Origin of the sequence: Planococcus kocurii (assembly GCF_001465835.2) — a bacterium.
Taxonomy (GTDB): Bacteria; Bacillota; Bacilli; order Bacillales_A; family Planococcaceae; genus Planococcus; species Planococcus kocurii.
Genome location: NZ_CP013661.2, coordinates 1,232,501 through 1,257,793, shown reverse-complemented (window position 1 = coordinate 1,257,793; position 25,293 = coordinate 1,232,501). Strand labels below are relative to the sequence as shown.

The window sequence follows — 25,293 nt, the reverse complement described above, 5'->3', positions numbered from 1 at the left end:
AAAATTAAGAAATAAGGGTAACCCATTACTAAGGTCATGTATTTCTAGTAAATGGGGTGTAAAGCATGAGGTCTGATCAGCAAAGTAACCCGTTAAAAAAATATGTCTGGTGCTTAGTCATTTTGAATTTTTTTGATGGGATGTTGACCTACATAGGTCTCTCATTTGGTGTTATAAACGAAGCCAATCCATTGTTAGTGTCATTATCTCCCTTAGCTCTCCTCGGCATCAAAATCTTATTGTCTTGTTGTCTCTTCAGCTTCCTCTTTACACCATTCATCGAGATTCAATCCCGCACATGGCGTTATACACTTTTTTTCGCAAACTTGCTTTATTCAGGCGTTCTCCTACTTCATCTAATGTGGCTAATCATTTTGTTTGTGTAGCTAGAAGAAATTCGGCTACAAAAAAGCACCGCTAGCAGCGATGCTTATGCTAAGTAGAAACGCCAATTACGCAGAAGCATTGGCTTTGTTTGTTGTGGCTAAAGATTTAGTAGAAGCTTTAAACAGTAGGATGAGCAAGATGCTAGCTAGTGCCAGCGCTGCAGATAAATAATAAATTCCCCCTGCTTGCATGGTGAGCAGCCACGTAAATGCCAAAGGACCAATAATGCGACCTAGGTTGTCCATTGAATAAGTCAATCCAGCAGCTGTACCGTACTTACCCCCTGATTCTTTTGACGTCAGTGATACCAATGCAGTACGAGAAAGGGCATTCCCAGCAGTAAAGATGCTTAGTGCAACACCTGCGAAAATCAAACTGTTGGTAAAGGGGAGAATAACCAAGCCGAGAGCTGTAACGACTTGTGCACCAATGATCCATTTTGTTTCAGCACCATCTTTTATGCGGCGGACGACGCCACCTTGAATCGCGGCATCAACCAGTCCGCTAGCGATGAACAAATAACCAAGCTGAAGTGGAGTAATGCTAATTTGGTCAATTTGAAACAATTGAAAAGTTGATTCTAACCCCGCTAGTAAGATGGTAACCATAAAGGACATTAAAAATAAATAGCGGATACGGAATTGCCAGAGTGTGCTAGAGCCTTTTGGCAAAAGCGCACGTTTTGTTGCTTCACCTTTACGAACAGGCTCTTTTAAGACGAGGCTTGCATAGCCCATCAATAGCAGAACCAGTACTGCAGAAACCGTGAACGGTAACGAAAGAGACACAGAGCCGAGCAAGCCTCCGATTGCAGGTCCAAAAATAAACCCAAGACCGATCGACATGCCAAGAAAGCCCATATATTTATTGCGATCTTCATTTGTGGTGATATCTGCTACATAGCCTGTGACAGCCGTGTAAAGTGCACCAGAGAATAAACCACCGACAATACGTGAAAAGTACAATAACATTAAATGATCTAGAAATAGTGAAAATAAGAAAAAACTCAAGCTAAAGCCGGCTAAACCGACAAGGATCAGTTTCTTGCGCCCGGTTCGATCAGAAAGTCTTCCCCATAGTGGTGCAGTGAAAAAAGAAGATAGGGCATAGATCGTGATGAGTCCACCGACATGGATTTCTGAATAACCTTGTTGAACGATTACTTCGGGTAAAATTGGGATAATAATGCCGAAACCTAAGTAAACAAAAAACTGAACGGACATCAATAGTAAGATGGTTTTTTTCATAATAAGAAATTCCCGCTTTCTGAAAAGAATGTGTCCTTATTTTACCCTTGTTTCTTCTATAGAACAATGATCGAAAAAAAGAGAGCCAGAAATGGCTCTCTCAAAAATGAATAATTATTTATTTAGTTTTACACGTTGAAGTCGCAACGCATTCATCACAACTGATACGGAACTGAAAGCCATCGCTGCACCAGCAAGCCAAGGAGCTAAGAAGCCAGCTGCTGCAATTGGAATGCCGATTGTGTTATAGGCGAGTGCCCAAAACAGATTCTGTTTAATATTGCGGACAGTTAAGCGACTCATTCGAATCGCGTCGACCACTCTCAGCAAATCACCTTGCATTAATGTGATGTCGGCGGCTTCCATCGCAATCGCTGTTCCAGTGCCCATTGCCATACCAACATCAGCAGTAGCTAAAGCAGGTGCATCGTTCAATCCATCTCCAGCCATCGCAACGCGTCGGCCTTGTTCTTGAAGTTTTAAAATAACATCTGCTTTTTCGGCAGGTAAAACGCCTGCAAATACTTCATCAATGCCGACTTGTTTAGCAATCGCCATTGCTGTTTGTTCTTGATCTCCGGTTAGCATGACGACATGTAGACCCATATCGCGCATTTCCTGAATTGCCTGTTTGGCATTTTCTTTAACCGTGTCAGCTACTGCAACAAGTCCACCATACTGGCCATCGACTGCGATGAACATAACGGTTTTGCCGTCTCGTTCAAAGATTTCTGCTTGAGATTCGTCAATTGCGATTCCTTCCATCAAGCGTCGATTGCCCATTACGATTTGGCGATTTGCTACTGTTGCGCGGATGCCGTGTCCTGGTATCGCTTCAAACGAACTAACGTTTAGGTTAGCGTCACCAAAATCAGAGATGGCTTGCGCCACAGGGTGTTCAGATTGACTTTCTGCGCTAGCCGCCAAATTTTTCAAATCCGTTAAGTCAAAATTAGCTACTGGAATAAAGTCTGTTACAACAGGATGCCCATTGGTGATCGTTCCTGTTTTATCCAAGACAATCGTATCGATATGTTTGGTGTTTTCTAGTGACTCAGCTGTTTTAAAAAGAACACCTTGTTCAGCAGCACGTCCAGACCCTGCCATAATGGAAGTCGGTGTAGCCAGACCAAGTGCACAAGGGCAGGCAATAACGAGTACTGCAATGGTACTTTCGAGAGCAGCTGGAAAATTTCCTGGTGACACTAGGAAATACCAGATGATAAACGTAATGACTGCGATTCCTACGACAACAGGAACAAAAATACTGGAAATTTGGTCAGCGAGCCGCTGAATCGGCGCCTTAGATCCTTGTGCTTGTTCGACGACGCGAATAATATTCGATAAGACGGTATCTTTACCAATCTTGTCAGCCTGCACGCGAAGTGAGCCGTTAGAATTGACGGTCGCTGCAAACACAGCGTCGCCTGCTTCTTTATCAACCGGCAAACTTTCACCCGTTAGCATGGATTCATCAACGGCTGAATTGCCCGAAAGAACAGCAGCATCAACAGGAATCGATGCTCCTGGTTTAATCAATAGAATATCGCCTGTTTTAACTTCTGAGATGGGCAAGCTAACGAATTCGTCTCCGCGCTCGACCAATGCATGTTGAGGCTGAAGCTTCATCAGTTTTTTTATGGCATCTGAAGAACGCCCCTTGGCTCTTGCTTCAAATACTTTTCCTAAAATAATCAGCGTGATTAAGACCGCACTCGTTTCGAAGTATAACCCCATATTATGGCTCATATTCCAATTGGCAAGAACTAAATAGACGCTGTAAAAGTAAGCGGCCGATGTGCCGAGTGCGACCAAAACGTCCATATTAGCTGATTTGTTTTTCAAAGAAAAATAGGCACCTTTATAGAAAGAAGCGCCAATCCAAAATTGAACAGGTGTTGCGAGTCCCCACTGGACGAGTGGATTCATCAAAATATCAGGTACATACATCCAGGAAGTGAAAGAGAAGTGGCTAAACATAGTCCACAGTAAAGGGAAGGAAAATGCGGCTGATATCCAGAACAAACGAGTTTTCTTTTTGATTTCCTGTTGTTTGTAGTCGGCGGCTTCATCGCTTTCCTGATTAAGAATCGCATCATAACCGAGTGATTGAATCCGTTTGATAAAATCCTCAGGCTTGACAGCGTTGGGATTATACGAAATGTGCCCCGTTTCCATGGCTAGATTGACATTGGCTAATTGAACACCTTCCATTTTACCCAATACTTTTTCAATACGCGCCGAACAATTGGCACACGTCATCCCTTGGATAGAAAAGTCGATTTCTTCTTGTCGCACTCCGTATCCTAATTGTTCTATCTTATGTTGCATTGCCGATGCAGAGGCTTGCTCATCGTCATAGACGACCGAAGCTTTTTCGGTGGCAAAGTTGACTGTAGCTTGTGAAACGCCCGGCAATTTTTGAAGACCTTTTTCGACGCGATTCGCACACGCTGCACAGGTCATTCCAGTAATCGCCACTTCAGTTTTTTTTGTGCTCATAATTCTCCCACCCTTCCTGAAATTATATACCTATTGGGGGTATAATGTTTTGAAAAAAATAACTGCGTTTCCGCAGTTACTCACTTAAAGCTGCAACATCGTATCCTTGATCTTCAATGGCTTCCGCAATTTGAGCCACATCAATAGTTGAGGCGTCATAAGCTACATCAACAGAAGCGTTTTCTAAAGAGACCTCTACTTTGTCGACTCCTGGTAAAGCCATAACACTTTCTGTTACAGATTTCACACAATGTTGGCACGACATGCCGCCTACTTGTAAATTAATTTGTTCTTTCATCATAATTTCCTCCTTGTTATTTCCGCATCATTTTTTGGATGGTTATAAGTAGTTCATCTAATACTTCTTCTTCACCATTTTCGAGACGATCTTTAACGCACCCTTTTAAATGGCCTTCTAACAAAACTTTAGTAACGCTGTTTAGTGCAGACTGAGTAGCCGCAAGTTGTGTGATGATGTCATCGCAATAAACATCTTTCTCCACCATACCTTTTATACCCCGGACTTGTCCTTCCACGCGGTTCAGACGGTTGGTCAAATCCCTTTTAACGGAGAGGGGATGGTGGCTTTTTCGACAAGAGTTATCCAGTGCAAAGGGTTTTTCAATTAATTCGCTCATCTGAAGATTCTCCTCTCCTAAATCTGCTTATATTATACCTCTATGGGGTATATAAATCAAAGGATTTACATTTTCTTCGCAATTGTCATCAAAATGATAAGTTTAAAATTCTGAAATGATGGTATTATATACATAGACACAGAAAAGTCAACGATTTGCATCTTGCTTATGAAACGTAGCAAGTTTACATACGTCCTTATAGGTAACGAAAAATACAAAGAGGTGATCTGGATGGCGAAAAACGTAGACGTTCGCAACATTGTTTCAAATTTATCGAAACTAGGAATCCAAGCAAAAATCACAAAATCCCGAGTCGAGTTAATAAAAGCAATTGCCTTGCCGCAACCAATCCAAGCGCAATCTCAACAATAAAAACTCCGGCGCACTGCGCCGGAGTTTTTATTTTTTGTTTTTATCGAACATATAGTTCTTGTGATGAAATTTCATACTAAAGACAATTCCGAGTGCTAGCATATTCCCGATCAACGAACTACCTCCGTAACTAATGAAGGGAAGCGGAATCCCCGTAATTGGCAAAAGTTGAATCGTCATGCCGATGTTCTGGAATACGTGAAATGTAATCATCGCAATAATTCCTGCACACACATAAGTGCTGAACATATCTTTGAATTGCAGTGTTATCTTGGTCAAATGATAGATAAGCATGAAAAACAAGATGATAACAGTACTCGCTCCGACAAATCCGAAATCTTCTGAGATCACAGTAAAGATAAAATCTGTATGGTTTTCCGGCACGTAAACCTGTCGTCCTTGATAACCTTTGCCGAATACTTCTCCTGATCCGATAGCATTCAATGCCGCAATTAAATTATATCCGCCAGATTCTGCGTAGGAATACGGGTCAAGCCACGTATAAATACGCTCGAACATATATGGTTTTAATCCAAAAGCGCTAGACAGAAAATCTTGGGCATTAATAGTCATCCATAGCAAGACGCTGCCAACAACAGCGACGCCACCAAAACTCGGCGCAATAATCTTCCAAGAAATTCCTGACACAACCACAACGGCTAAAGTGATAGCAATAAAAACAAGAGCAGTTCCTAAATCAGGTTGAAGCAGGATAAAGCCAAGAGGGATAGCCAGACAAAGACCAATTTTTCCAAGAAGAAAAAAATCGGATTTGATGGATTTTATCAAATTTTGTTCGTGGTGGGTAGAAATCATTTTTGCCAGCGCTAATATATAGAAAGTTTTCATAAACTCAGCGGGCTGAATGTTGACAAATGGTGTGTGAAACCAAGCTTTGGCACCGTTGACTGGCTCAGCTATCTGACCAACACCGTCAGGCGAAATCATAAGTAGAATCAGCAAGAAAATGCCGAAACCATATAAGTAATAAGCCATCTTTTTGTATTGTTCAGGATCAAAATACATCAAAACCCCAATCATTACGACAGAAACAACATAAAATAAAGCTTGTCTTGGAACAAAGTTCGTTAAATACTGACCAGAAGTCTGAGCAGAAGAAATGGCCACTAGACTGATGATGAAGAATAGAAATAAGATGAAAGCTAGCGACCAGTCGATTCGATCGGTAAAGCTTTTGTTAGTTTGCATGGTATTTTCACCTGTACTTTTTATTATTGTGAGTCGAAAACTATTATAACGTATATAACTGCAATATGCGCATGATAAAAGTAATGACGCTTTCGAAGCAGGTATGTTTCATATTTCTTCTTTTTGGACGTATAATAAGAAACGGAATGGAGTGGAGGAAATGGAGAGAAAACCGTTGAACGCGGACGTCTACATACAGCATTTATATATATACTTGAACGAATCTGATCAATTTGCCTTATTCAGCGGACTGACTTTTGCCCATTTTTTGGATGCCATGAAATTGCCTAAAAATCTTCTGTTGTTAAAGCATCCCTATGAAGATGCATCTTTTAATATGCATACCCATATGGAGTTTGCTACACAAGAAGAGTTTGGTCAGTTGAGAAGAGCGCGTGCAAATAAGAAAAGTGAATTTTGTTGGATTGATTTTAGGAGTGAAAAGCAATTAAATTCTTTGACGCCTCAGGAACAAGCCGAATTGCTGTATATTGGCCACAAAAAAGAGCCGCTCAAGACACCGTTTTATTCAACTCTTCAAAATGAATTTGTCTATTTATCGAGTGAAGAAGAAGAAACCACAAAAATTTACTTCCGCAAATTAGAGCGCCTGAATGAGCTGGTCGGAAATTACTTTACGTATTTAATTCGGCGAGAAGAGAACGGGCAAAACTTTTGGCGACGTAAAGCAAAAGACTTAATCCCAGAGTTGCCTGCTGAAATTCTTCAATCCTTGAAAAAGAATTATCGTGAAGGCGTACTCATTTCATTGGCAGACCCCGAAAAAACGAAAAACACGATTGAATTGCACATTCGTCCAGTAGAAGAGATTTCATTTTTGGATGAATTTTGGTCCGACATTGAAGAATATACAAAACAAGGGGTTTCACGTAAGATTATCTACGATAGAAAACAAAAAACGTGGAAATGATACCTGGCAGCAGGTATCATTTTTTTGGATCGATGCTCTACTCCAACAGAGCAAGTGTGAAAAGAAAGAAGGGAATTACATGGCCTGGATTTATCTCATGATTGCGGGAATTACAGAAATTGTGTGGGCAATTGGCTTGAAGTTTGCTGAAGGCTTTACGAACTTAGTTCCTTCACTTATAACATTTGTTTTTATCGTCATCAGCTTTATGCTGTTTGCGATTGCGATGAAAACAATTCCAATCGGTACGGCTTATGCAGTATTTACTGGTATTGGTGCTGCAGGTACAGCCATTTTAGGTATCTTTTTATTTAATGAAAACGCTAGTTTAGAAAAACTGTTCTTTTTAAGTTTATTGCTAATTGGGATAATTGGGTTAAAAGTTTTAGACGGAAAAGAAACTTCGAGTAAGGGCGTGCAGTCATGATGGATTGGCTGATATTAGTAATTGCGGGATTGTTTGAAGTGGCGTTTGTCACTACTATGAAACTATCCAATGGCTTTAAAATAAAACGGTACACAGCGCTAACGATTTTGTCCGGCGCGCTTAGCTTTTATTTGCTGTCACTGGCGTTAACAACAATTGCGCTTGGAACAGGCTATGCTGTATGGACAGGCATCGGTGCTGCAGGAAGCGTTCTAGTCGGTATGATATTTTTCAAAGAAAGCAAGCAACTGGCAAAAATATTTTTTCTATCCTGTATTTTAGCAGGAGTCATTGGCCTGAAAATTTTCGGTGGCTGACATGAAAAAAATATTAGTCACTGCAGGTTCGTGATAAACTAAGAAATATGGATAACGAAATGAGGTCTCTTGGATGAAAAAACGAGTCGGTTTATTATATGGAGGCAAATCGGCAGAGCATGAAGTTTCTCTGTCTACAGCCTTAGCAGTTACAAATGCAATAGATTTTGAAGCATATGAAATTTACCCAATTTATATCACGCAAGACGGCGAGTGGAGAAAAGGGCATCGTCTTGAAGGTGCAGTAAAAACAATTGAACAGCTTCAATTGCCTGGAGAATCTTCGAAACCCAATGATATTTCTGGATTTCTTCCATCACAAAGTAGTGACGTGCTGGACGTTATTATTCCCTTGTTGCATGGACCAAATGGCGAAGATGGAACGGTTCAAGGTCTTCTTGAAGTGATGAATATCCCATATGTTGGGAATGGTGTACTGGCATCTTCTGCAGGTATGGACAAAGTCGTAATGAAGCAATTATTTGAGCAGGCAGGTTTAAAACAAACGCCTTATGTGTATTTTATAAGAAGAGACTGGGATCAGAACCAAAGTTTTTGGTTGGATAAAATAGAATCAGAACTTGTATGGCCGCTTTTTGTGAAACCTGCTAATTTAGGATCAAGTGTAGGAATCAGCAAGGCTGACAATCGCGAAGAACTAATTTTAGCCGTAAAAGAAGCATTGAAATTTGATCGCAAAATCGTCATTGAACAAGGAGTGGACGCTCGTGAAATCGAAGTTGGCGTTCTCGGAAATGACGAACCAGCTTGTTCAGTAGCAGGTGAAATTAAGCCGTTAAAAGCTTTTTATGATTACCAGGCGAAGTACAAAGACGGCAATACAGCCATGATTATTCCGGCTGAATTAGACGAATCGGTTTATGCAAGACTAGAAACAGATGCTAAGAAAGCCTTTAAAATACTGGACTGTTCTGGGCTTGTCCGAGCAGATTTTTTTGTCACAGCGGATAGTGAAATTCTGATTAACGAAGTGAATACATTACCAGGCTTTACACCTTACAGTATGTTCCCGTTACTGTGGGAACATACAGGTTTGCCTTATCCGGAGTTAATTGAACGCCTTATCGTTTTAGCAATCGAACGGCACGAAGAAAAACAATTACTGCAAGTTAAAATAGACTGAGTGGAGAAACCAAATGAAAAAAAAGATTGAACAAGTAGCCAAATGGCTAGACATCAAAACTAATTTAAAGGGCTTCGACGTTACAGGGGTCTCGATTAACACGAGAACGCTCGAGCCGGGTGATTTGTTCATCCCTTTTCGTGGAGAAAAAGTAAATGGACATAAGTACGTCCGTTCGGCTATCGAATTAGGTGCGGTAGCTTCTTTATGGCAGCGCGACGAGCCAGGAGCACCAGAAGATTTACCGTTGCTATTTGTGGACGATTGCGAAGTAGCTTTGCAAGAGATGGCTCGCACGTACCGCGATGAATTGTCAGCGATTGTGATTGGAATCACCGGTTCAAATGGTAAAACTTCGACAAAGGATCTGGTAGCAAGCGTCTTAAAGCCTTATTTTAAAGTGCAGAAAACGCCAGGTAACTTTAATAATCAGCTAGGTTTGCCTCTAACCATTTTGTCTCTAGAAGAAGACACGAAAGTTGCTGTCCTCGAAATGGGCATGAGCGGCAAAGGGCAAATTGAGTTTTTGTCAGAATTAGCGCGTCCCGATTATGCCATTATCACCAACATAGGCGAAGCACATTTGCAAGACCTTGGATCTCGTGAAGCTATCGCCGAAGCGAAATTCGAAATTACTGCAGGTCTACAACAGCATGGCAAGCTTTTCTATGATGGCGATGAGCCTCTATTGCAACCCTTTATGGAAACTTTTCCACAAGGTGTTTCTTTTGGGTTCGACGACAACAATGAGTTGACGGTGACAGATATTAAAGCTACTGAAGATGGCAGCAGCTTTATGGTTAGCGGGATTATAGACGCTGCATTCACTATTCCAGTTTTAGGGGAGCATCAAGTGAAAAATACGCTTGCCGCTATTTTGGTAGCGCTCGAAGCAGGCTTATCGGAAGAGCAAATCCGTAAATCTTTAAAAGATGCAGCACTGACCGATATGCGGATGCAGATGATTCAAGCAGATAACGGTGCGATGTTTATTAACGACGCTTACAATGCAGCTCCGTCATCAATGACTGCAGCGCTAAATTTTATTCGTGAAACGACAATGAAAGATAAAAAGTGGGTAGTGCTAGGGGATATGCTTGAACTTGGAGACAATGAGCAAAACTATCACGAAGCACTTAGTAAGTACATTTCGGATAATTTAGCAGGCGTTTGTCTATATGGTCCTCGTATGAAGTGGCTTTACGATAAGTTGCAGCCGAGTTATGCAGGCAAGCTATTATGGAGCGAAACGGAATATGAACCGATTATCGAGCTGTTGCAAACTTATACAAATAAAGACTCCGTTATCTTGGTAAAAGGTTCTCGGGGGATGGCTTTAGAAAACATTATCGAACCTTTCGTCACAGCGTAGTTGTGGAAAAGTGCAATTGACGGTGATGTTTGAAATACCACGCTGTTAAGTGGTGAGAAGAGGCGAGTGGATTGAAAACCGGTGTTCTTTGTATACACGGCTTTACAGGAGGACCGTTTGAAGTTGAGCCTTTTGTTGATTTTTTAAACGAACAAACCGACTGGATTGTAGAAATACCGACACTGCCAGGGCATGGTGAAAAACTAGCGCTAAAGAGAATGTCGGCAGAAAGTTGGATGATGGAAGCTGAATTAGCCTTAAAAAGGCTGAAAAAATCAGCGGATCGCATCATTGTTGTCGGATTTTCGATGGGTGGTTTGATCGCTATGTATTTGGCCATGCGCTATAAGATCGACCGGCTTGTACTATTAAGTGCTGCTGCTAAATACATTAGCCCAGCACAGATTCTTAAAGAAGTGCAAGAGGCATTAAAAGATATAGTATCTGGAAAAATAGCAGAAAATGCACCTTTGCATCTTTACCAATACAAACTGACGAATACACCTGTCAGCTCGGCTATTGAATTTTTGCGAGTAGTCAAAATGGTAGAACCTTATTATTCTAAGATTACTGTGCCTGTTTGTATTGTCCAAGGTAACAGGGATAGCATCGTGCCTGCTTCGGCCGCGGACTTTATCTATAACCATATTGGGGCAGTTGAAAAACAGATGATTCGTTCGGAGCTTGGCAAACATTTAATCTGCTATAGCGAAGATCGAGAAGAGTGGTTCGAGGACGTTTTTGAGTTTATGAACAGAGGACTAGAGTAAACTGATTATTGGAACCTTTGCGTATTGATTGCAAATAAAAAAAATACATGTTATTCTTTTGAAAGCAATGGATACATTTTTGAGAAACTCTTCCCCGTGAAGAGTATTTTTTTGAGCAAAACGGTTTGTTCTATAGATAGGGTATCAAACGCCCGCCGATCAGACCGCTCGGCAAAGCCCGAGCTTTTCCTGTTCACACATCCCCTCTGACTTAAAACTACAGAGTATGATTTTCGACGTGAAACTTCCTCATAAAGGCTCGCCCTTGTCACGAATTCATCTAAAATGTACACCATTTGTAAATCAGATGAAGACAAAAGGAGATTGAAAAATTTGGTAAAATTTTCAGAGTTAAATATTAGCGAAACAACTTTAAAGTCCGTAAAACGTATGGGGTTTGAAGAAGCAACACCAATTCAAGAGGGAACGATCCGTCTTGGAATGGAAGGTAAAGACATTATTGGACAAGCGCAAACTGGTACTGGTAAAACTACGGCTTTCGGAATTCCTTTGATTGAAAAAATCGACACTAAAGACGGTAATGTTCAAGGATTAATCATCGCACCAACACGCGAATTGGCAATCCAGGTTTCTGAAGAACTTTACAGATTGGGACAAGATAAAAACGTACGTATTCTTTCAGTATACGGCGGCCAAGAAATTAGCCGACAAATCCGTGCACTTAAAAACCGTCCGCAAATTATCGTTGGTACTCCAGGACGTCTATTAGACCATATCAACCGTCGTACGCTTAAATTGGACAATGTCAACACATTAATCCTTGATGAAGCAGACGAAATGTTGAACATGGGCTTTATCGAAGACATTCAAACAATTATGGCAAGTGTTCCTGATACTCGTCAGACATTGTTGTTCTCAGCAACTATGCCGGATGCAATCCGTCGCATTGCAGAGAAATTCATGAAAACTCCAGAAATCGTTAAAATCAAATCAAAAGAAATGACTGTTGAAAACATTGAGCAGTTCTACGTGAAGTCTGTAGAGCGCGAGAAATTTGATTTCCTTTCACGTCTTTTGAATGTTCAACAACCGGAACTTGCGATCGTTTTCGGACGCACAAAACGCCGTGTTGATGAATTAGCTAAAGCTTTGAATATCCGCGGCTACCTTGCTGAAGGAATTCATGGTGACTTGAGCCAAGCAAAACGTATGTCTGTTTTAAAGCAGTTTAAAGCCGGCAAAATCGATATCTTGGTAGCAACAGATGTAGCAGCTCGCGGACTTGATATCTCAGGCGTGTCACACGTATACAACTTTGATATTCCACAAGATCCTGAAAGCTATGTTCACCGTATCGGCCGTACGGGTCGTGCAGGTAAAAAAGGAGTCGCAGTAACGTTTGTAACACCACGTGAAATGGGCTACTTGGGCATTGTTGAACGCACTACGAAGAAAAAGATGGAAGCTTTAATTCCTCCAACTGCGAACGAGGCTGTACTTGGTCAAAAACGAGTTGCGATGGAACAATTGTTTGAAATGACAGAGAAAAACAATCTTGGCGATTACCGTGAATTCGCGGCGCAAATGCTTGAAAAGCATGATGCGGTTGACTTGATTGCAGCAGCTCTTAAAACAATGACTAAAGAACCGGAAGATGTTCCAGTATCAATTTCCGAAGAACGTCCTTTGCCATCACGCGGAGGCGGCGGATATAAAGGTAAAGGCGGCGGCGGACGCAGTTCTGGAGGCGGCGGTTACAAAGGTAATCGTTCATCAGGTTCAGCTCGTCCATCATCAAGCCGTGGAGCAAGCTCAGGCGCAAGCCGTCGTCGTGAAGGCGGAAGTGCAACTGGCGGCGGACGTCCAGGACGTACGACTCGTCGTAGCGAATCTTAATACCGATTAATTCAAAGGACGTATGCCGAACAGGAAACTGTTTGGCGTACGTTCTTTTTTGCTGTCTACATATCATGTACAATGGAATGAAACGTCTGAATGAGTAACTCGTATACTGATAAAGAAGCGATTGGAGAGAAATAGATGGAAAATCAGCCCAAAAATCAAATTTCAAGAAAAGGCTTAACGGTTTGGCGCGTTTACGGCAGTATGGAAACTACGGTTATTGCACTGGTTGCTATTGGGGCAGGTGTGTTAACGTATTTCTTTGATTGGCCACAATGGTTATATGCTGTTTATGGCGCGGTTATTTTGCTGTTTGGCTTTTTGCTCATTTACTTATTTCCGAAGATTCGTTGGCAGCGCTGGCGTTATGAAGTGCGAGAACAGGAAATTGAATTACAGCATGGCTTGTTCATTGTGACCCGTACATTAGTACCAATGGTTCGTGTCCAGCACGTAGATACTGAGCAAGGACCAATTTTACGAAAATATGATTTGGCACAAATTTCGATTTCGACAGCGGCAACCACTCATACAATTCCGGCATTGATAACGGCGGAGGCTGATGAACTAAGAGCTAGAATTTCTGGTTTAGCAAGGGTGGCGGAAGATGATGTCTAAAGAACGCTATAAATTGCATCCCATTTCGGCTTTTTTAAATTTCATTAAAGGATTAAAGGAATTAATCCTACCGTTCATTATTATTTTTGGAGTCAATCTATTCAGAGACGGTGGAATTAGCTCGATGTTCAATCAAGGATGGCAGGGGTTAATTCCGGTATTAATAGGAAGCGTTGTGCTAATTTTTCTGTTAGTTGGTGGAATTATTAAGTGGAAGCGTTTTGTGTATTGGTTCGAGGATGGAGAATTACGAATTGAGTATGGCCTATTTGTAAAGAAAAAGAGGTATATTCCGTTCGAACGGATTCAAAGTCTAAATTATACAGAAGGAATTTTTCATCGGCCATTTGGGTTAGTAAAAGTGAAAGTAGAAACAGCAGGCTCAGGAAAAGTGGGGCAGGCCGAAGCTGAACTAACAGCAATTTCGCGAGAAGATGCAGATCGTATCGAAAATGAAATAGAAAAAGCTAAGCAACACCCTACAGAAGCAGTTTTTTCAGAAATGGGACCGCTAGAATATGTGGAAGTCCCTGCTAAAAAAGTGACTACAGAACTTTATCGCATGTCTATGAAAGAATTAATGATTCTTGCAACGACTTCCGGCGGAATTGGCGTAGTCATTTCAGCAGTCGCAATTTTTCTTTCCCAATTTTCTGAGTTTATACCGTATGATGCCATTTATGAAGAAGTCATGCTATTTTTGCGTTTTGGTGTATTGATTGTTGCGTTAACACTCTTTTTTATCTTATTGATTGCATGGATTATTTCCGTAATTATGACAATTGTAGCAAATTACCAATTTAGCCTTCAACGCGATGAAGACCATATTTATATTACTAGAGGATTATTAGAGAAAAAGAAAATTTCAGTTCCGTTAAAGCGAGTTCAAGGAATTAAAGTGAGTCAGAATCCTTTGCGTGAGCTTTTTGGATATGCGACGGTCGTAGTTGAAAGTGCAGGTGGCTCAGTTGGCGATAAGGATGAAAAAATTCGTCTGTTTCCGTTAGTGAAAGTGAGTCGGATGCGACCTATACTAACAGAGCTGTTTCCGGAACTGCAATGGACACCGGAATTGGTTAAGGCGCCGAAACGCAGCATTCACTTTTTCTATCGCCTGAATTTAGTTTGGCTGTTTCCTGGGATTGTCGCTTTAGGTTATTTTTTCTATCCATATGGATTGCTAACGTTGTTTGTTGTGCCGATTATTGTCATCTCTGGAGTTTGGCAGCACAGGACGGTCGGCTATTCGTTAGCTGAAAAGCAACTAACGATGCAATTTAGAGGTCTTAGTAAAAATCGCTATTATATTTTGAAAAAAAGGATTCAAGTTATTCAAGTGACGCAAAGCTATTTCCAGCGTCGTAAAGGAATTGCATCGATTCATGCAACGATTAAAGCGGGTATGGCAGGAGCTACTGCAACGATTGCCCATATGGAAAAAGAAGACGCAAGTCGGATTTTGTCTTGGTATGAACCATCTGGAACAAAAGAGGTTGAAGAGTAAAAAAGTCCAAAAAAACAGCCGGAATGTAATATTCCGGCTGTTTTTATTTTTTAGCTCGCCAGCTAACAATTCGTTTAGGGTGGAAGTAGCTGAGTCCAATAAGGAACCCGGTAATCATTCCGGCGATGTGGGCTGTTACGTTAACGTTTGGCGTCAGGAAAGTCATGACTATACTAATGACGATAATAGGGAGTATAATTTGTTTGAGTTGCGGTAAAGCACGTCCTCCGTAATACACCAATGCGCCAAATGCACCAAAGACTCCAAAAATCGCACCACTCGCTCCGACATGTGCGTAATCGAGCGGCTGTAAAAAGTAAGTAGCCGAAGAAGCGAAAAATCCTGCCAACAGGTAGATCGTAATAAAACGAACTTTTCCAGTCAAACGTTCTAATTCAGGTCCGAACAAGAACAAGGAGAACATGTTAAACAGGAGATGCATCAATCCTCCATGTAAAAACATGGGTGTAATGAATCGCCACCACTGACCTTCAGCAATGTAAAAGTTGGATCCAACGCCATAAAAGTAAAGCCAATCACCGAGTAAAGGCAATAAACCCAGTACATAGACCAATAAATTAAGCGCGATCAAAGTAGAAACGACCGGATATAGCCGCAAGTATTGCTTAAAGCTTTCTGTTCGAATAAACATTTTGTCACCTCTATTTCATACATTTAATTATACCTGTTACTGGTTTGTGATTGAAAGGAGAAACATTTATGATTACAGGAATTGGGATAGATATCGTTGAATTGTCGCGAATTCGACGAATAGATGCCAAGTCACCAAAATTTCGCGAACGTGTATTAACTGAATTTGAACAGGCTGAATACAGTCGATTAACAGAAACGAGAAAAGCAGAGTTTTTAGCAGGGCGCTTTGCGGCTAAAGAAGCATTTTCTAAAGCTAAAGGCACTGGAATTGGTGGTGCCTGTTCTTTTCAAGATATTGAAATTAGAAAAGACGCTAAAGGCAAGCCGTCTATTTATTTCAAGCATATGGAAACGGGTCTAGTATCGATTACTCATTCCAAAGAATTTGCAGCGGCACAAGTTCTTCTACAAACAATTTAACTGGGTGGTGTCAACATGACAGAACAGTATCGACCGACAAAAGCGGTCATTAGTCTAGAAGCAATCAAAAAAAATTTAACCGTGTTTCAAGAAAAAAGTGGAGATGCGAAAGTGATTGCAGTGGTAAAAGCAGATGCTTACGGACATGGGGTTTTAGCGGTGGCAAAGGCAGTTATCGAAACGGGTGTCGATATGCTAGCAGTTGCAACACCAGACGAAGCTCTTTTCCTGCGCGACCAAGGCATTGAAACGGAGTTACTGGTACTAGGTGCGACACCTGCCAAATTTATTCGGGTTGCGCAACAGCGCAATATTATTGTGACAGCTATTTCTCTTGATTGGTTATCGATGGCTGCGAGTCATTTGGAAGAGAAGTTAGAGATGCTAAAAATTCACTTGAAAGTCGATACCGGGATGAGACGCATTGGTATTCAACTGGATGAAGTAGATCAGGCGCTAGGCATTATTGCGGATCACGACTTTAGTTTTAACGGGATCTTTACGCATTTCGCAACTGCAGACGAAGAGGATTCTTCTCTATTTAACCAACAGGTTCACGCCATGAACAGTGTCATTAAACAATTGGAAGACCCATCTGTGATGGTCCATGTATCCAATAGTGCAGCCGCCATCATGCATCCAGAGTTGACGAGTGACGCGGTGCGCGTAGGAATTTCGTTGTACGGCATTGCGCCTTCTCCGTACGTCGGTCAGGAAATGGAATTTCATTTGTATCCTGCACTGAGCCTAGAAACAGAAATTGTTCATGTGAAAAAAGTAAAAGCTGGAGAAGCGTTAAGTTACGGAGCGACTTACCGTGCGGCACGAGACGAGTGGGTTGGAACGATTCCAATTGGTTATGCAGATGGCATGTTGCGAGGACTACAAGGGCAGGATGTGTTAGTAAACGGACAACGTACTCCGATTATTGGGCGGATTTGTATGGATCAATGTATGATTCGACTTTCTAAAAAGGTGCCTGTGGGTGAAAAAGTCCAGTTGATTGGACGTCAAGGAGAGCAGCAAATTTTTATTGATGAGTGGGCTGATAGACTGGAGACAATTCCATATGAAATTCCTTGTATCTTAACAAAACGAGTACCGCGTGTTTACTCCGAAAGCGCGGAGGTTTCCGATTTGTCTTTTCACAAGCTTGATAAAATGGTAAGATGAAGCAGACGAAGACAGAAGAACGGGATTTTCGGAGGTGTCGGCTGTGTACGAGAAGTCAAAGACAAAAGAAGTGGTTGTGAAAATGCCAAAGCAATTTATTTCAGAGTTGACAACTCATTCAAATGAGCATGTCCAAGAAAGTGGAGATTATATTTATGTTTCCACAAGCCGGGTGACAAAAAATCTGTATGACTCATATCATATTCGAGAAGCGATGATCAAAGGCTACGTGGAGATGTCTCAAATCAATCTATCGATTGCTTGTGAATGTTCTCACGCTGAGTATGAAGCGGAGCATATGACTGTCCGACTCGTAAGCGGAGGGTGACAACTTGATTGTAAAACGCGGAGATGTTTTTTTTGCGGAATTATCGCCAGTCGTCGGGTCTGAGCAGGGTGGGACCCGACCTGTACTGGTGATTCAAAACGATATAGGGAATCGTTTTAGTCCCACTGTTATTATTGCAGCAATCACGGCGCAAATTCAAAAAGCCAAATTACCGACTCATGTAGAAATCAACGCCAAGAAATACGGCTTTGAGCGCGATTCCGTTATTTTGCTAGAACAATTGCGAACCATTGACAAGTCGCGACTGACCGACAAAATTACGCAGCTTGACGACACTTTGATGGAAAAAGTAGACGAAGCATTAGAAATCAGCGTAGGTCTTGTTAAATTTTAAGCATACATATTCTTTTAAAGGCACCTCGAGAATCTTTCTCGAGGTGTTTTTTTAAAGAAGTAACCTTACTGACAAAAAAGATGTGAAAAAAACGAATTTCCGATACAATAAAGAGTAGCAGATAAAATTAGCGATACATAGTGTCACAGGGAGGGTTTTCAATCTATATGAATAAACAAATGGCTCAATATATACAGGGCAACTTAACCGAAATCGTTTCAAAATGGCAAGAAAAAATGAAAGATGAAAAAAATGAACGTTCTTTTCAGTTGATGCCTGAAGAACTAATGAATCAAACGAGCCAAGAATTCGCAGAACTAATGATTTCTAATTTACTGGAAAGCCATCAAGCTTATGAAAGTCGTGTAAACGATTTTGCTGAGAAAGTTGTGCGTCTCGGTTGGTCTATCACATTTGTTACGAAGGCAATCAATCATTTTGCTGAAATTGTTTACGAAGACTTAACAAAAGAACAAATCATCCATGAAGGTAATCTGGCTGCTTATATAGAAGAATTCTCTAAGTGGATATCACCAATTCGTGAAAGTACTATTCAAGCCTACTCTAAAACATGGGAACGTACGGTAAGCTTGCAAAAAATTGCGTTGCAAGAATTGTCGGCATCATTAATTCCGGTGTTCGATAAAGTGTCAGTCATGCCGCTAGTAGGCACAATAGATACAGAGCGAGCAAAGTTGATTATGGAGAACTTATTGGAAGGTGTCGTGAAGCATCGTGCAGAAGTTGTATTGCTCGATATTACTGGCGTTCCAGTAGTAGACACCATGGTCGCACATCATATTATTCAAGCAGCAGATGCTGTTCGTTTAGTAGGCGCGAAATGTATGCTCGTCGGAATTCGTCCTGAAATTGCCCAGACAATTGTTACACTCGGCATTAATTTGAACGACTTTACGACAACGAGTACTTTACAGCGAGGCGTAGAACAGGCGTTAGCTTGGACGAATCGAAAAATTGTGGAGGTTGAAGACTGATGAATTTTAGAATTCCGATTTTAAAGTTAAGAGATACATTAATTGTCTCGATTCAATGGGAACTTGATGACCAAACGGCTCTTCAATTTCAAGAAGACTTATTGGCGAAATTACATGAAACAAGTGCACGTGGTGTCGTCATCGATTTGACGTCGATTGATTTTATCGACTCATTTATTGCGAAAGTTCTGGGGGATGTCATCAGTATGTCGAGTTTGATGGGGGCCAGAGTAGTTATTACCGGTATCCAACCAGCAGTTGCTATCACTTTAATCGAGTTGGGAATTCGACTTGAAGATGTTATGACAGCGCTAGATTTAGAAAATGGTTTGGATAAACTTCAATTGGAATTGGAGGCTTAACAATGAACGGTGAGTCCTCAGTTGAAATTTTAACAGAATGGGATATTGTTGCTGCACGACAACTCGGACGCAATGTAGCGAAAGAGCTTGGCTTTGGCACGGTTGACCAGGCCCGTATTACGACGGCTATCAGCGAGCTTGCGCGCAATATTTATTTATATGCTGGAAAAGGCAGGATCGAAATTCAACAGTTAACCCAAAATGGCCTTAAAGGCATTTTGATTATTGCTGCAGACAATGGTCCAGGGATTCCGGATATCCGTCAAGTGATGGAAGATGGTTTTACAACTTCTGGCGGATTGGGAGCAGGACTTCCAGGCGTTAAGCGGTTAATGGATGATTTTAAAATCGAAACTAGTATAGGTGAAGGCACAGATATACGAGCTACTAAGTGGCTTCGTTAGGGGGAACACCCAATGGTTCAGGAAATCGAGAATCAATATAAAGAGATTTTAAATGAATACATGAAAAAACAAACAGAACAAAATTTGTATGTCGGCCAAAATTTTAGCCGACAGCTCATCTTGGAGAATATCGCTCCTGAAGAAGTGATCAGCATGCATAAAGTAGCAATTCAAGAGCTTTATGGTGAATTGCCAGATATAGTCTGGCATTCATTTGATTTTTTGATTGAAATGATGATCAATTACGGATTGGCACTTCAAGAACGACAAAGTCTTATCAAACAACAGGAAGAGCTAAAAGTAGAAATGGATTTGGCAGCAAATGTCCAAGAAACCTTGCTGAAAACTAAATTACCTTTATTAGAAGGTTTGGATATCGGCCTTCTTTCTATCCCTGCGCGAAAAATGAATGGGGATTATATTTATTTTGTTAGTGACCAAGAAGGCTATGCTGGGGTGGCAGTTGCGGATGTAATCGGCAAAGGCCTTCCGGCTGCTCTTTGCATGTCTATGATTAAATTTGGTATGGATAGTTTGAACAGTGCACATGCGCTACCCAAAGACGTATTAAGTGTCATTAATCGAATTGTTGAAAAAAGTATTGATGACTCGATGTTCGTTTCTATGTTTTATGGGAACTACGATGCTAAACGAGCGCGTTTAACTTATGGCTCAGCAGGACATGAACCTGCTATTTTATATCGTGCAAAAGACAATAAATTTACGGAGTTATATGCAAAAGGTCTACTGTTAGGGGTATCCCCCGCCGCGGTCTATGAAGAACATACAGTCGATTTAGAAAATGGTGACTTGGTCATCATGATGACAGACGGAGTAACTGAAGGCCGAAATGAAGAAGGGTTTATCGAACGCGAAGTTATTTATGAGTTAATTGAGCATAAAAAAACAGAACCGGCACAAGCCATTGTGCAATATGTTTACGACGAGCTTGAACGAATGCAAAATGCGCAATTCCAAGACGATTTCACGCTAGTAATTTATAAAAAAGTTTAACAACAGGTTTAACTGCCAACTAATTGTGGTATTAATGCTTTAGAATAGACTTTTTTAGTGAAATTGAATTTTAAAAAAACGGGGTGTCAAATCACAATGAATATTCAAGTAGATTTAACTGAATCGGATAATGTTCTTGAAGGATTTATCGGCGGAGAAATTGATGCGCACACTGCACCAGTTTTACGTGGAAAATTAGAAACTTACCAGAATCACCAAGGATTAAAAGCAGAGTTGGATCTTTCCGACGTTAATTATATGGACAGTACAGGACTTGGAGTTTTTGTCGCTTTTTATAAATCAATTAATTCAAATGGTGGACATGTAAAGTTAAAAGGACTTTCAGCACGACTAAAACGACTGTTCGACATTACAGGTCTCGGTGACATTATGGATATCGAATCTGCAGAGAAGGGTGGGAACTAGCATGCGTCCTTTTGATTACGTAGAAATGCGCGTTCCTGCCAAATCACAGTATGTTGGAGTTGCACGACTTACCATTTCAGGTTTAGCCAGCCGTGTTGGTTTTTCTTTTGACGATATTGAAGATTTAAAAATCGCTTCAAGTGAAGCCGTAACAAATGCAGTTCAGCATGCTTATGCAGAAGATGAGCAAGGTGAAGTAGTTATCGGATGTGCACTGTATGAAGATAAAATTGAGATTATGGTAGCAGATCACGGCAAAAGCTTTAATTTTGAAGAAACAAAAGCAAAAGTCGGTCCGTATCACGACCAAGAAGAAGGTGCTTTTCTCCGTGAAGGAGGCCTCGGCTTGTATTTAATCGAAACATTAATGGATGAAGTTAAAGTTCATCATCAAGAAGGAGTTACAATCTTTATGACAAAGCATGTTGAAGGAGAGCAGGTGGAGAAGGATGTCGAAACAGTCTCATCCTAATCAACCTACTAAAGAGCAGGTGCTTGATTGGATTGAAGCTTACCAAAAGACAGAAGATGAAGAAGCCCAAACAAACTTGGTGCTAAATTATAAACGCCTTGTTGAATCCATTGCGCGAAAATACTCAAATGGGAAATCGTATCACGAAGATATTGCGCAAGTAGGTATGCTTGGACTTTTAGGGGCTATCAGACGGTACGATCCATCATTTGGTCGTAGCTTTGAGGCTTTTGCTGTGCCTACAATTATCGGAGAAATTAAACGATTTTTGCGTGATAAGACTTGGGCAATCCATGTTCCACGACGGATAAAAGAATTAGGGCCCCGTATTAAAGCGACGGTTGAAGTGTTAACAAGAGAGCTTCAACGTTCGCCACAAGTGTGGGAAATTGCCGAATACCTGGATGTTGAAGAAGATGACATTTTAGAAGCAATGGAAATGGGTAAAAGCTATCAAGCACTTTCCATGGACCACTCTTTAGAGGCGGATTCAGACGGTAGTACCGTCACATTATTTGATGTAGTAGGTCAGGAAGACGATGGTTACGAGAAAGTGGATCAGCGGATGCTTGTAGCTGAAGCGATGAACGTGCTTTCTGAGCGAGAAAAGCAAATCATCCAATTCACTTACATAGAGCAGCTGAGCCAAAAACAAGCCGGAGACAAGCTTGGTATTTCTCAAATGCACGTTTCCCGGTTACAGAGAAAAGCTATTAAAAAACTCCAAGAAGCTATTTTAGCAGCGGGCGGAGTTTTGTAGTGGAGAGCATTCAGCATAATCTTGTGAATGCTTTTATTTTCAACGAAGCAAAAAAAGGGAATTATGAATCTGGTGACAGTTACCATACGGTCTTAACAGATGATTATTTTATTTGCTCCGTAGCTGATGGATTAGGGAGTGGGCCAATTGCGCGGGAGTCGTCTCAGGTCATCCCTCAGATTTTAAGAGAGTTTCATCATGAAACGATCGATCAATTGATGTATCGTTTTAATGGATTAATGCTTCAAAAGCGTGGTGCTGCCGTTGCTATTTTTAAAGTTGATTTCAAGAAAAAAACGCTTGAATATAGCTGCGTCGGCAATATTCGGTTTTATGTATACCGCAAAGCAACAGATGAAATTATCTATCCATTGCCAGTGATGGGTTATCTGTCAGGACGTCCGCAAAAATTACGTACTCAACTGTATACGTATGTAGAGAACGATCTGTTCTTGATTCACTCTGATGGGGTGGATTTAAGAAACCCAAAAGCTATGATGCGAAAAGCTTCAGTTCCAGAGCAATTGTATCGTGATATTCTAGAATCCATCCAAACGGGTGATGATGCTACATTCATAACAGGAAGCCTACTCAAATGAGTTGGCTTCTTTTTTATATGGACAATCTTGAACAAGGAATAGGGACGTCGTGGGCTGCTCTTTTCTGAATGTGTTAAAATAAGAAAGAAATGAAGGGGAGTGTCTAGATGGAAGCGCAACAAATTCATACATTGATCGCAAAAGAAACGGGCGTGCGAAACAATCAAGTCGCGCAAGTTATCGCATTAATCGAAGATGGCAACACCGTACCTTTTATCGCACGTTACCGAAAAGAAGCAACCGGATCTTTGGATGAAGTCCAAATTAAAGCGATTGATGACCGTTATACATACATTCAGAATTTAGAGCAACGGAAAATAGAAGTGATTCGTTCGATATCAGAACAGGAAAAACTAACAGAAGAACTGGAAAAAGCGATTCACAATGCCACTGTGTTGCAGCGGCTAGAAGATTTATATCGACCATACAAACAAAAGCGTCGGACAAAAGCGATTATCGCAAAAGAAAAAGGGTTGCAGCCGTTAGCGGATTGGTTACTAGAGCCTGGCGATGAAACAGTGACTGAAAAGGCTAAGGAATTTGTCGGTGTACAGGCAGATGTCGTTTCGACTGAAGATGCAATTCAAGGAGCACAGGATATTCTAGCGGAATTATTTGCGGACGACCCAGATGTTCGAGAGAAAATTCGTTATATGACTCGAAAAGATGGAACCATTGCCACCGTAGCCAAAAAAAATCACGAAGACGAAAAACAAGTCTTCCAAATGTATTACGAATACGAAGAAGCTATCCAAAAAATTGTTCCGCATCGAATTTTAGCGATTAATCGAGGAGAAAAAGAAGACGTTCTAAAAGTTTCCATTAATCCGCCTGTGGATCGCATCGTCACTTTGATGAAAAATAATTGGATAAAGCAAACGCATTCAACAACAGATGTGATAGCCGAAGCGATTGAAGACAGCTACAAACGATTGATCCAACCATCAGTGGAACGGGAAATTCGAACTGAACTAAGTGAAAAAGGAGAAACGCAAGCCATTCATATTTTTTCGGAAAATCTGCGGAATCTTTTACTGCAACCACCGATGAAAAACAAAATGGTTTTAGGAGTGGACCCAGCTTACCGGACAGGCTGCAAGCTTGCAGTCATTGATGAAACAGGCAAGCTGTTAGAAGTGGCAGTGATTTATCCGCATCCACCCAAATCAGATCTAGCCGGCTCGAAGAAAATTATGGAACGCTTAACAGCTAAATACCCAATTGAAATTATGGCAATTGGTAATGGTACTGCATCACGAGAAACAGAACAGTTTGTTGCGGACTTTTTGTCGGAAACTTCGGCAGATATCTCTTACGTGATTGTAAATGAAGCAGGAGCTAGTGTTTATTCGGCATCTGACATTGCGCGAGCAGAGTTTCCAGACTTAAAAGTGGAAGAGCGGAGTGCGGCTTCGATTGCACGCCGTCTACAAGATCCACTCTCGGAGTTGGTAAAGATTGATCCAAAAGCGGTGGGGGTTGGACAATACCAGCACGATGTTTCTCAAAAGAAATTAGCGGACCAGTTAACTTTTGTTGTTGAGACGGCGGTTAACCAAGTTGGGGTCAATGTCAATTCAGCATCTGCTTCGTTATTGCATTATGTGGCAGGGTTAAGTAAAACTGTAGCGGAAAATGTGATTAAAGTGCGTGATGAAAATGGCCGATTTACTACACGTGCGCAGTTGAAAAAAATTCCGCGTCTAGGAGCCAAGACTTATGAGCAGGCAATCGGATTTTTACGGATTCCTGAAGGCAAGAACCTATTAGACGCAACAGGGATTCATCCTGAGAGTTATGACATTGCAGAAAAACTGCTGAAACTAGTAGGCGAAGACAAAAAATCTGTTGGAAAAGCAGGGCTCTCTGAAAAACTTGAAGCACTCGAGCTAAGCGAGTTAAGTGCAGGGTGGGGTGTCGGAGAAATTACGTTGAAAGATATTGTGGATGCGTTGAAAAAACCATTCCGTGATCCGCGTGATGAATTCCCACAACCTTTATTGAAAAATGATATTTTGAAAATGGAAGAT

The 25,293-nt window shown here is 41.1% G+C and carries 30 protein-coding genes (1 of these 30 running past the window's edge); 24 read left to right on the top strand and 6 right to left on the bottom strand.

Going from position 1 to position 25,293, the window contains the following annotated elements:
• Positions 1-65 precede the first annotated feature (65 nt).
• Positions 66-386 carry a DUF5658 family protein gene (locus AUO94_RS17770; protein ID WP_223145202.1) on the top strand — a complete coding sequence of 107 codons (321 nt, stop codon included), beginning with the start codon at positions 66-68 and terminating at the stop codon, positions 384-386.
• 66 nt (positions 387-452) lie between these two features.
• On the opposite strand, the gene AUO94_RS06175 is transcribed toward AUO94_RS17770, so the two are convergent.
• From AUO94_RS06175 to AUO94_RS06160, 4 genes are all read right to left on the bottom strand, one after another.
• Positions 453-1,634: an MFS transporter gene (locus tag AUO94_RS06175; RefSeq protein WP_058386392.1), complete on the bottom strand. Its 1,182-nt coding sequence runs from the start codon at positions 1,632-1,634 to the stop codon at positions 453-455.
• Positions 1,635-1,748: 114 nt separating this feature from the next.
• Positions 1,749-4,136 carry a heavy metal translocating P-type ATPase gene (locus tag AUO94_RS06170; RefSeq protein WP_058386391.1) on the bottom strand — a complete coding sequence of 796 codons (2,388 nt, stop codon included), beginning with the start codon at positions 4,134-4,136 and terminating at the stop codon, positions 1,749-1,751.
• 76 nt (positions 4,137-4,212) lie between these two features.
• Positions 4,213-4,434, bottom strand: coding sequence for a copper chaperone CopZ (copZ, locus tag AUO94_RS06165; RefSeq protein WP_058386390.1), 222 nt, complete (start codon positions 4,432-4,434; stop codon positions 4,213-4,215).
• A gap of 16 nt (positions 4,435-4,450) precedes the next feature.
• A complete protein-coding gene (locus AUO94_RS06160) occupies positions 4,451-4,774 on the bottom strand; it encodes a metal-sensitive transcriptional regulator (protein WP_058386389.1) in 324 nt (107 codons plus the stop codon).
• A gap of 231 nt (positions 4,775-5,005) precedes the next feature.
• Here AUO94_RS06160 and AUO94_RS17370 point away from each other — a divergent pair, with 231 nt between their 5' ends.
• Positions 5,006-5,146, top strand: a complete 141-nt coding sequence (locus tag AUO94_RS17370; protein ID WP_169793164.1) for an Lmo0850 family protein — start codon at positions 5,006-5,008, stop codon at positions 5,144-5,146.
• Between the two features lie 27 nt (positions 5,147-5,173).
• On the opposite strand, the gene AUO94_RS06155 is transcribed toward AUO94_RS17370, so the two are convergent.
• Entirely contained in the window at positions 5,174-6,355 is a 1,182-nt protein-coding gene (locus AUO94_RS06155) for an FtsW/RodA/SpoVE family cell cycle protein (RefSeq protein ID WP_058386388.1), read from the bottom strand.
• Between the two features lie 160 nt (positions 6,356-6,515).
• Here AUO94_RS06155 and AUO94_RS06150 point away from each other — a divergent pair, with 160 nt between their 5' ends.
• The 9 genes from AUO94_RS06150 (at position 6,516) to AUO94_RS06110 (ending at position 15,301) form a co-directional block, all read left to right on the top strand.
• Complete coding sequence (locus tag AUO94_RS06150; RefSeq protein WP_058386387.1) at positions 6,516-7,286, top strand: hypothetical protein; 771 nt, start codon at positions 6,516-6,518, stop codon at positions 7,284-7,286.
• 79 nt (positions 7,287-7,365) lie between these two features.
• Complete coding sequence (gene sugE, locus AUO94_RS06145; RefSeq protein WP_058386386.1) at positions 7,366-7,713, top strand: quaternary ammonium compound efflux SMR transporter SugE; 348 nt, start codon at positions 7,366-7,368, stop codon at positions 7,711-7,713.
• Positions 7,713-8,030, top strand: a complete 318-nt coding sequence (locus AUO94_RS06140; protein ID WP_058386971.1) for a DMT family transporter — start codon at positions 7,713-7,715, stop codon at positions 8,028-8,030. The genes sugE and AUO94_RS06140 overlap by 1 nt, the downstream gene beginning before the upstream one ends.
• A 73-nt stretch (positions 8,031-8,103) precedes the next feature.
• A complete protein-coding gene (locus AUO94_RS06135; RefSeq protein ID WP_058386385.1) occupies positions 8,104-9,174 on the top strand; it encodes a D-alanine--D-alanine ligase in 1,071 nt (356 codons plus the stop codon).
• A gap of 13 nt (positions 9,175-9,187) precedes the next feature.
• Entirely contained in the window at positions 9,188-10,546 is a 1,359-nt protein-coding gene (locus AUO94_RS06130) for a UDP-N-acetylmuramoyl-tripeptide--D-alanyl-D-alanine ligase (RefSeq protein WP_058386384.1), read from the top strand.
• 71 nt (positions 10,547-10,617) lie between these two features.
• Entirely contained in the window at positions 10,618-11,316 is a 699-nt protein-coding gene (locus AUO94_RS06125; protein ID WP_058386383.1) for an alpha/beta hydrolase, read from the top strand.
• A gap of 333 nt (positions 11,317-11,649) precedes the next feature.
• Entirely contained in the window at positions 11,650-13,173 is a 1,524-nt protein-coding gene (cshA, locus tag AUO94_RS06120; RefSeq protein WP_143039510.1) for a degradosome RNA helicase CshA, read from the top strand.
• A 144-nt stretch (positions 13,174-13,317) separates the two neighbouring features.
• The gene (locus AUO94_RS06115; protein WP_058386381.1) at positions 13,318-13,797 is read left to right on the top strand and encodes a PH domain-containing protein; all 480 of its coding nucleotides are present in this window, start codon (positions 13,318-13,320) and stop codon (positions 13,795-13,797) included.
• The gene (locus tag AUO94_RS06110; RefSeq protein ID WP_058386970.1) at positions 13,790-15,301 is read left to right on the top strand and encodes a PH domain-containing protein; all 1,512 of its coding nucleotides are present in this window, start codon (positions 13,790-13,792) and stop codon (positions 15,299-15,301) included. The genes AUO94_RS06115 and AUO94_RS06110 overlap by 8 nt, the downstream gene beginning before the upstream one ends.
• Before the next feature lie 43 nt (positions 15,302-15,344).
• On the opposite strand, the gene AUO94_RS06105 is transcribed toward AUO94_RS06110, so the two are convergent.
• A complete protein-coding gene (locus AUO94_RS06105) occupies positions 15,345-15,953 on the bottom strand; it encodes a rhomboid family intramembrane serine protease (RefSeq protein WP_058386380.1) in 609 nt (202 codons plus the stop codon).
• A 68-nt stretch (positions 15,954-16,021) separates the two neighbouring features.
• Here AUO94_RS06105 and acpS point away from each other — a divergent pair, with 68 nt between their 5' ends.
• The 13 genes from acpS to AUO94_RS06040 form a co-directional block, all read left to right on the top strand.
• Positions 16,022-16,375 carry a holo-ACP synthase gene (gene acpS / locus AUO94_RS06100; protein WP_058386379.1) on the top strand — a complete coding sequence of 118 codons (354 nt, stop codon included), beginning with the start codon at positions 16,022-16,024 and terminating at the stop codon, positions 16,373-16,375.
• A 15-nt stretch (positions 16,376-16,390) separates the two neighbouring features.
• Positions 16,391-17,548, top strand: coding sequence for an alanine racemase (gene alr / locus AUO94_RS06095; RefSeq protein ID WP_058386378.1), 1,158 nt, complete (start codon positions 16,391-16,393; stop codon positions 17,546-17,548).
• Between the two features lie 43 nt (positions 17,549-17,591).
• Positions 17,592-17,876 carry a hypothetical protein gene (locus AUO94_RS06090; RefSeq protein ID WP_058386377.1) on the top strand — a complete coding sequence of 95 codons (285 nt, stop codon included), beginning with the start codon at positions 17,592-17,594 and terminating at the stop codon, positions 17,874-17,876.
• Between the two features lie 4 nt (positions 17,877-17,880).
• Positions 17,881-18,231 carry a type II toxin-antitoxin system PemK/MazF family toxin gene (locus AUO94_RS06085; protein ID WP_008432415.1) on the top strand — a complete coding sequence of 117 codons (351 nt, stop codon included), beginning with the start codon at positions 17,881-17,883 and terminating at the stop codon, positions 18,229-18,231.
• 167 nt (positions 18,232-18,398) lie between these two features.
• On the top strand, positions 18,399-19,226 hold the full coding sequence (locus AUO94_RS06080; RefSeq protein WP_058386376.1) for an RsbT co-antagonist protein RsbRA: 828 nt from the start codon (positions 18,399-18,401) through the stop codon (positions 19,224-19,226).
• The gene (locus tag AUO94_RS06075; RefSeq protein ID WP_006830185.1) at positions 19,226-19,588 is read left to right on the top strand and encodes an STAS domain-containing protein; all 363 of its coding nucleotides are present in this window, start codon (positions 19,226-19,228) and stop codon (positions 19,586-19,588) included. The genes AUO94_RS06080 and AUO94_RS06075 overlap by 1 nt, the downstream gene beginning before the upstream one ends.
• A 2-nt stretch (positions 19,589-19,590) precedes the next feature.
• On the top strand, positions 19,591-19,992 hold the full coding sequence (locus AUO94_RS06070; protein ID WP_058386375.1) for an anti-sigma regulatory factor: 402 nt from the start codon (positions 19,591-19,593) through the stop codon (positions 19,990-19,992).
• A gap of 12 nt (positions 19,993-20,004) precedes the next feature.
• On the top strand, positions 20,005-21,006 hold the full coding sequence (locus tag AUO94_RS06065) for a PP2C family protein-serine/threonine phosphatase (protein ID WP_058386374.1): 1,002 nt from the start codon (positions 20,005-20,007) through the stop codon (positions 21,004-21,006).
• Positions 21,007-21,102: 96 nt separating this feature from the next.
• Complete coding sequence (locus AUO94_RS06060; RefSeq protein ID WP_058386373.1) at positions 21,103-21,432, top strand: anti-sigma factor antagonist; 330 nt, start codon at positions 21,103-21,105, stop codon at positions 21,430-21,432.
• Position 21,433: 1 nt separating this feature from the next.
• Positions 21,434-21,904 carry an anti-sigma B factor RsbW gene (rsbW, locus tag AUO94_RS06055; RefSeq protein WP_058386372.1) on the top strand — a complete coding sequence of 157 codons (471 nt, stop codon included), beginning with the start codon at positions 21,434-21,436 and terminating at the stop codon, positions 21,902-21,904.
• On the top strand, positions 21,882-22,664 hold the full coding sequence (gene sigB / locus AUO94_RS06050; RefSeq protein WP_058386371.1) for an RNA polymerase sigma factor SigB: 783 nt from the start codon (positions 21,882-21,884) through the stop codon (positions 22,662-22,664). Before rsbW ends, sigB begins: the two co-directional genes overlap by 23 nt.
• Positions 22,664-23,263, top strand: a complete 600-nt coding sequence (locus tag AUO94_RS06045) for a PP2C family serine/threonine-protein phosphatase (RefSeq protein WP_058386370.1) — start codon at positions 22,664-22,666, stop codon at positions 23,261-23,263. The genes sigB and AUO94_RS06045 overlap by 1 nt, the downstream gene beginning before the upstream one ends.
• Positions 23,264-23,370: 107 nt before the next feature.
• A protein-coding gene (locus tag AUO94_RS06040) for a Tex family protein (protein ID WP_058386369.1) crosses the window boundary here: on the top strand, positions 23,371-25,293 show its 5' portion. The gene runs 243 nt beyond the window's last position; 1,923 of the gene's 2,166 nt are visible here — the first part of the coding sequence; its start codon is at positions 23,371-23,373; its stop codon lies off the right edge, out of view.

What these genes read in the sequence shown, in the direction of transcription:
- AUO94_RS06155 (WP_058386388.1), bottom strand. Translation starts at nt 6,355, where the DNA reads ATGCAAACTAACAAAAGCTTTACCGATCGAATCGACTGGTCGCTAGCT.
- sigB (WP_058386371.1), top strand. Translation starts at nt 21,882, where the DNA reads ATGTCGAAACAGTCTCATCCTAATCAACCTACTAAAGAGCAGGTGCTT.
- AUO94_RS06140 (WP_058386971.1), top strand. Translation starts at nt 7,713, where the DNA reads ATGGATTGGCTGATATTAGTAATTGCGGGATTGTTTGAAGTGGCGTTT.
- acpS (WP_058386379.1), top strand. Translation starts at nt 16,022, where the DNA reads ATGATTACAGGAATTGGGATAGATATCGTTGAATTGTCGCGAATTCGA.
- AUO94_RS17370 (WP_169793164.1), top strand. Translation starts at nt 5,006, where the DNA reads ATGGCGAAAAACGTAGACGTTCGCAACATTGTTTCAAATTTATCGAAA.
- AUO94_RS06105 (WP_058386380.1), bottom strand. Translation starts at nt 15,953, where the DNA reads ATGTTTATTCGAACAGAAAGCTTTAAGCAATACTTGCGGCTATATCCG.
- AUO94_RS06175 (WP_058386392.1), bottom strand. Translation starts at nt 1,634, where the DNA reads ATGAAAAAAACCATCTTACTATTGATGTCCGTTCAGTTTTTTGTTTAC.
- AUO94_RS06135 (WP_058386385.1), top strand. Translation starts at nt 8,104, where the DNA reads ATGAAAAAACGAGTCGGTTTATTATATGGAGGCAAATCGGCAGAGCAT.
- rsbW (WP_058386372.1), top strand. Translation starts at nt 21,434, where the DNA reads ATGCGTCCTTTTGATTACGTAGAAATGCGCGTTCCTGCCAAATCACAG.
- AUO94_RS06160 (WP_058386389.1), bottom strand. Translation starts at nt 4,774, where the DNA reads ATGAGCGAATTAATTGAAAAACCCTTTGCACTGGATAACTCTTGTCGA.
- AUO94_RS06060 (WP_058386373.1), top strand. Translation starts at nt 21,103, where the DNA reads ATGAATATTCAAGTAGATTTAACTGAATCGGATAATGTTCTTGAAGGA.
- AUO94_RS06075 (WP_006830185.1), top strand. Translation starts at nt 19,226, where the DNA reads ATGAATTTTAGAATTCCGATTTTAAAGTTAAGAGATACATTAATTGTC.
- AUO94_RS06080 (WP_058386376.1), top strand. Translation starts at nt 18,399, where the DNA reads ATGAATAAACAAATGGCTCAATATATACAGGGCAACTTAACCGAAATC.
- AUO94_RS06115 (WP_058386381.1), top strand. Translation starts at nt 13,318, where the DNA reads ATGGAAAATCAGCCCAAAAATCAAATTTCAAGAAAAGGCTTAACGGTT.
- AUO94_RS06170 (WP_058386391.1), bottom strand. Translation starts at nt 4,136, where the DNA reads ATGAGCACAAAAAAAACTGAAGTGGCGATTACTGGAATGACCTGTGCA.
- AUO94_RS06070 (WP_058386375.1), top strand. Translation starts at nt 19,591, where the DNA reads ATGAACGGTGAGTCCTCAGTTGAAATTTTAACAGAATGGGATATTGTT.
- AUO94_RS06130 (WP_058386384.1), top strand. Translation starts at nt 9,188, where the DNA reads ATGAAAAAAAAGATTGAACAAGTAGCCAAATGGCTAGACATCAAAACT.
- copZ (WP_058386390.1), bottom strand. Translation starts at nt 4,434, where the DNA reads ATGAAAGAACAAATTAATTTACAAGTAGGCGGCATGTCGTGCCAACAT.
- AUO94_RS06065 (WP_058386374.1), top strand. Translation starts at nt 20,005, where the DNA reads ATGGTTCAGGAAATCGAGAATCAATATAAAGAGATTTTAAATGAATAC.
- alr (WP_058386378.1), top strand. Translation starts at nt 16,391, where the DNA reads ATGACAGAACAGTATCGACCGACAAAAGCGGTCATTAGTCTAGAAGCA.
- AUO94_RS06150 (WP_058386387.1), top strand. Translation starts at nt 6,516, where the DNA reads ATGGAGAGAAAACCGTTGAACGCGGACGTCTACATACAGCATTTATAT.
- sugE (WP_058386386.1), top strand. Translation starts at nt 7,366, where the DNA reads ATGGCCTGGATTTATCTCATGATTGCGGGAATTACAGAAATTGTGTGG.
- AUO94_RS06110 (WP_058386970.1), top strand. Translation starts at nt 13,790, where the DNA reads ATGTCTAAAGAACGCTATAAATTGCATCCCATTTCGGCTTTTTTAAAT.
- AUO94_RS17770 (WP_223145202.1), top strand. Translation starts at nt 66, where the DNA reads ATGAGGTCTGATCAGCAAAGTAACCCGTTAAAAAAATATGTCTGGTGC.